Source organism: Roseateles sp. (assembly GCF_044373315.1).
Classification (GTDB): Bacteria; Pseudomonadota; Gammaproteobacteria; order Burkholderiales; family Burkholderiaceae_C; genus JACDQM01.
On the sequence record NZ_JBILQK010000167.1, the window covers coordinates 1 to 4,860 of the forward strand.

Here is a 4,860-nt window from a genome sequence, read left to right on the forward strand (position 1 = left end):
GATGGCTTGCGGACGCGGGTTCAATTCCCGCCGGCTCCACCATCCAACGATCTCAGGACGTCCCAGACGGCCCCGAGACAACCGAAAGGCCTAAGTGAATCAAGCACTTAGGCCTTTTTTCTTGCCCGGGTGGTCTCACGACATCCCACCGCTGCTCTAGCAAGTTGGGGGCAATTCTTGGGGGTAACAGCTAAAATGCCCTCAGCAACAGAAAAAGTTGCCCCCAGAAGTGAGCATTCTCATAGAGAAATGCGGGCGCGGTAGGTACCCCCTGGACTGGACGCAGACCAAGCTGAGCAGCTTTTCACCGCTGGGCTGGCTGGTTGGCGGGTTGCAGGGGCTGTGGGAGCGGCGAAGCAGCACCAGCGTGAATGCTGAGCCAGCCAGAAGCTGTGCGCACGCCAGGCACGCTCTGCTGATCCCGGTCCCACGAACCCGCATAGTCGTGCGCCCGTCGGCGCGGGAGGATGCGCGCTTGCGACTTCCACTTCGGAGGATCCCGAGATGGCTATCGACAAACTGACCGATGTTGCGCTGCGCAACGCTAAGCCGACTGAGAAGACGCGCAAGCTGTTCGACGGGCGCGGGCTGTACATGGAGATTCGGCCCAACAACGCCAGGTACTGGCGGCTGAAGTACCGCATCGCTGGCGTTGAGAAAAGCCTGAGCCTGGGTGTCTACCCAGAGACGGGGCTGAAGGACGCGCGCCGCAAGGCGGCTGAGGCGCGCAAACTCATCGCACAGGGACAAGATCCGAGCGAGGCTCGTCAGGAAGTCAAGGCGCAAGCTGAGCGAGCTCGGGAAGAGCAGCGTCTGGCCGATGCCGGCTTGCCACCGCCCGGCTCGTTTGAGGCAGTGGCGCGGGAGTGGCTCGCGACTGTCCATCAGGCCAAGGTCAGCGAGGGGCATGCGCTGCGCACACAGATCCGGCTGGAGCAGGATGCCTTTCCCTGGTTCGGCCGTCGCCCAATCGGGGAAATCGAAGCTCCCGAGTTATTGCAGGCTTTGCGCCGAATCGAAGCCCGCGGAGCGATTGAGACGACGCACCGCGTCAAGCAGGCCTGCGGGCAGGTATTCCGATATGGCATTGCCACGGGGGCCTGCAAGCGCAATCCGGCGGCTGACCTTACTGATGCACTGCGTCCTGTGCAGACAACCCATCTGGCCGCCATCACTGAGCCTGAAAAGGTGGGTCAGTTGTTGCGTGACATGCATGCCTACGAGGGCCAGCCGGTAACGAGGCTGGCGCTGGTTTTATCGGCGCTCCTGCTCTTGCGACCCGGCGAGCAGAGGCATATGCAGTGGAGTTGGGTCGATCTGGAGAACGCGACCGTCGAGATGCCGGCCGAGGTGATGAAGCGCATGAAAGCCGGGAAGGCCAATGGCCCGCCGCACTTTGTACCCCTGGCAAAGCAGGCCGTTGCCCTCTTGAGCGAGCTTCAGCGCCTGACCGGCAAGGGTATGTATCTGTTCCCGTCGGCCACCTCTGGTCAGCGCTGCATGAGTGACAACACCGTGCGAAGCGCCTTGCGTCGTCTGGGCTATGGGAACGACGACATGTCGGCGCATGGTTTCCGGGCGATGGCCCGAACAATGATTGTTGAACGTCTGGATATTTCGGCCGACATCATTGAGGCGCAGCTCGCGCATGCGGTGCCGGACGCGTTGGGCCGGGCTTATAACCGCACGCAGTTTCTTGAGCAGCGCCGCAAGATGATGCAGAACTGGGCCGACTATCTGGACAAGCTCAGGCTAGTGGCTGGCGCGCCGCGCCCCAGCGGGAAATAGGCAGCGGCGCTTGGAGGCGAACTGGAGTTCGCGCGGCTGGGCGGCGGACAGGCAAGACGCGTTGTTCGTTCACCGGATCGCAGGTTTGGTTTCCTTCGTCCGACCATGGCGCGGGAGATGGATCGCCCGGTTAACACTGCGCGGGGCTAATCCGCTCTCAACCGGCCTGGACCCCGAAGTGTTCTTCGCCCGTGTGGTGGTGCGGGATGCGTCTGGCCGTCGAGCGAGAGCAGTTGTCCTGGCCGGCGTTGGAAGAATGCTCGCTGCCGCCTGTGTTTCCCGGGAATGCCGTTTGCTGAAATCTCGCAGAAAAATCAGCTCGCACCTGCACCCGATTCAGGCACATATTGAAACCATGGACCGCTCATCCTCGTTTCGCGAGCTTCGTGCCGCCGCAGCCCGTTCGGGCACCCGGCGATCACGTGTGGCTATTGATCTGCGGGCCCACGGGCCGGCATTGGAGGCGCTCGCGCAGTCCCGGCACATACCGCTGGCTGTGTTGATGAGAGCTGCACTTGCCGAGTGGCTGAAATCGCATACCGTCGTTGACGGGACAACTGTCGCCGACGCCTCGCCCGAGGCTCCCATCGCGTCGCAGCACGAAGGATCCATCGTCAAGGTGACATTGCGCATGCCCGCCAGATCAGCCACCAGGCTGGCCCGCGAAGCGTACGCGGCCGAGGCGCCCCAAGGGCTCTTTGTGGCCCGGCTGCTGGAGGGCTTGCCGCCGGTGCCCGTGCCCGCCGATCTGGAAGAGAACCGTCGAGCCCTGATGGCGTCCACCGTCACCCTGGCGGCCCTGCTCAGCGATCTTCGAGCACTGGAGCGCGGCCTGAGCCGGGCAGGGCGCGAGGATCTGGCCGCCTGCGTGGCCGAGATTCGTCCGGTTTCTGAAGCGGTGAGCCGCCACCTGGAACAGGCCTCCGCCTTGTTGGCGGAACTGGCGAAGAGCCGGCGCCGCCCCTCCGTTGGTGCTGGAGCGGCTTGAGGTCATCGGTGTCATGGCCGCCCCCGCCACTCCTTCATCGGTCGATCATGCGCTGGTGCAGTGGGGCGATCGCCTGTTCTACCCGGGCAATCGGATCGTCCCGGCTGCGCCATCGCCTCGGCTGAGTGCCCTGTTGCGGCACCGGGCCGCCGAAATCCGCCGGCGCATTGCGGCGACGGTGACGCGGCGTGCGCCGCAGGTCATGGTCAAGGTCACCGGTGGCGGCCGGGGCATGGGCGCCATTGCGGCGCACTTTCGGTACATCAGCAAGGCCGGGCGCCTGGCCTTCGAGGATGACCGGGGCGTGGTGCAGGAGGGCAGGGAGGCGCTGCAAGACCTCGCCAAGCAATGGCGCCTCGGGGGATCGCTGATCGGCGAGAACAGCCACCGGCGCGAGGCGTTCAACCTGATGCTGTCAATGCCCCGCGGCACAGATGCGCAAGCGGTCTTGCAGGCGGCCCGCGAGTTTGCGCGGATCGAACTGAAGGGCCACCGCTATGTGATGGTGCTTCACGACCATCAGCACAATCCGCACGTTCACCTGAGTGTGAGGGCTGAGTCCATGAGTGGGCAGCGGCTGAACCCGCGCAAGGCCGATCTGCAGCGCTGGCGCGAGACCTTCGCCGAGCGGCTGCGTGGGCTGGGCATCGATGCCGAGGCCAGCCGCCAGGCCCCACGCCTGCAAAGCCGGCGACCCGAGCAGCTCTGGCAGATCGAAGCCCGCAAGCAGGGGAGGTTGAAGGGCGAGCCGGTGACTCAGAAATCGGGTGACACCTTCATGCGCAGCCGCAATGGCGCTGTGCAGGCCTGGACGCAGATCGCTGTCGCGCTGAGCGCCTCGGATCAAGTCGAGGACCACCAGTTGGCGCAGCGCATCAGACGCTTCGTGCTGGACGCCACCTACTTAAGGCAACAGGTGCGCCAACGCGATCATGGGGACGCCAGGCCGCAAGACCGCAGCGAGAGAGACAGCCTCAGGCCGGTGGAGCGAACGGAGCCGGAGATCACGCGCTGATGAACAAGAAGCCATCCGCTGCCCGCGTGCTGCAACCACATGAACCAATGCTTGTGCAGCAGGCGGAATGGGCGTGTCGAGCGAAGGACGCCACCGCCTTGGCCGGGCCAGCCTATGAGCGGCTGCTCTCGCTGGTTGAGACGGGGCGCGATTCAGGGCAAATCAGTCGAGTCGCCGCGTTCGTGGCGGCCACGGTGGGCTTGCATCACTTCGACATCTATGACCTTCGAGCGCTCGATGTCGAGCTTTCTGATGACGTGCTCGCTTGCCTGGATGCGATCCGGTGGGGCAAGTGTCACATTGCCGACTTGGTCCCCGATGGATTTGCACGTGCCCACCATGCCGCGGTGGACTGGGGCTACGCTGCCAAAGTTTGAGCTTCGGCCTCGGGCCGTGGTGTGTAGGTGCCGCACAAGTGGGCTAGGGCGCAGATGACCGCTCTGTAGCGTTGCGGGGCCCCCATTGGTTGTCACCGCCTTCTGCGGCCGCCAAGCCCATGAGAGCCCGCTTAGCAGCGGGAGCGGCCGCTCGACATTGGGCAGCCAAGACGGGACCTAGCCGCGAGATTGGATGCCGGTCAGCAGTCATTGGCGGATGCCGGCGATCGACCCGGAGCGGTCGTAGCCGCCGCAGCCCTCAGTGGCCGTTTGGCAGCGTTATGGAAAGCTCTCCATAGCGCTGCCTATGCGCAGTTCGCAACTATGTCCATCTGGTCGGGCGGCATCAGCGTCAGCGCCTATGTCGACTGAGGATCGTGGCAGTCGAAGTCTGCGCATAGTTTTTGGTCTACAGGTCCTGCAGGAACCGCATGAGCGAGTCCGGGGCACGATACCTGCGCAGCTTCGTGTTCGGTTCCTCGAGTCGGCCCAGCGCCTTTTCCTTCATGGCGAGGTCTGCCTGCACGTAACGATGGGTGGTCACCGTGCTCTCGTGCCCGAGCCACAAGGCGATCACGTTGAACGGTACTCCCGACTGCAGAAGATGCATGGCGCTGGTGTGCCGCAGCGTGTGCGGCGAGACGCGCTTGTCCAGCAGGCTGGGTTGTTCTGCCGCAGCGCGCGTCACCGCC

At 64.4% G+C, this 4,860-nt stretch carries 5 protein-coding genes; 4 read left to right on the top strand and 1 reads right to left on the bottom strand.

Annotated elements, in window-relative coordinates; genetic code table 11:
* The first annotated feature begins 504 nt into the window (after nucleotides 1-504).
* The 4 genes from ACIQ67_RS19610 (at nucleotide 505) to ACIQ67_RS19625 (ending at nucleotide 4,168) form a co-directional block, all read left to right on the top strand.
* Nucleotides 505-1,788 carry a tyrosine-type recombinase/integrase gene (locus tag ACIQ67_RS19610; protein ID WP_397536055.1) on the top strand — a complete coding sequence of 428 codons (1,284 nt, stop codon included), beginning with the start codon at nucleotides 505-507 and terminating at the stop codon, nucleotides 1,786-1,788.
* A gap of 256 nt (nucleotides 1,789-2,044) precedes the next feature.
* Nucleotides 2,045-2,776, top strand: coding sequence for a hypothetical protein (locus ACIQ67_RS19615; protein ID WP_397536056.1), 732 nt, complete (start codon nucleotides 2,045-2,047; stop codon nucleotides 2,774-2,776).
* Between the two features lie 13 nt (nucleotides 2,777-2,789).
* Nucleotides 2,790-3,791 (top strand): relaxase/mobilization nuclease domain-containing protein, encoded by a 1,002-nt coding sequence (locus ACIQ67_RS19620; protein ID WP_397536057.1) that lies wholly within the window; start codon nucleotides 2,790-2,792, stop codon nucleotides 3,789-3,791.
* A complete protein-coding gene (locus ACIQ67_RS19625) occupies nucleotides 3,791-4,168 on the top strand; it encodes a hypothetical protein (protein ID WP_397536058.1) in 378 nt (125 codons plus the stop codon). Before ACIQ67_RS19620 ends, ACIQ67_RS19625 begins: the two co-directional genes overlap by 1 nt.
* A gap of 409 nt (nucleotides 4,169-4,577) precedes the next feature.
* On the opposite strand, the gene ACIQ67_RS19630 is transcribed toward ACIQ67_RS19625, so the two are convergent.
* On the bottom strand, nucleotides 4,578-4,860 hold a 283-nt coding region (locus tag ACIQ67_RS19630), incomplete at its 5' end, for a tyrosine-type recombinase/integrase (RefSeq protein ID WP_397536059.1).

What these genes read in the sequence shown, in the direction of transcription:
- ACIQ67_RS19610 (WP_397536055.1), top strand. Translation starts at nt 505, where the DNA reads ATGGCTATCGACAAACTGACCGATGTTGCGCTGCGCAACGCTAAGCCG.
- ACIQ67_RS19615 (WP_397536056.1), top strand. Translation starts at nt 2,045, where the DNA reads ATGCTCGCTGCCGCCTGTGTTTCCCGGGAATGCCGTTTGCTGAAATCT.
- ACIQ67_RS19620 (WP_397536057.1), top strand. Translation starts at nt 2,790, where the DNA reads ATGGCCGCCCCCGCCACTCCTTCATCGGTCGATCATGCGCTGGTGCAG.
- ACIQ67_RS19625 (WP_397536058.1), top strand. Translation starts at nt 3,791, where the DNA reads ATGAACAAGAAGCCATCCGCTGCCCGCGTGCTGCAACCACATGAACCA.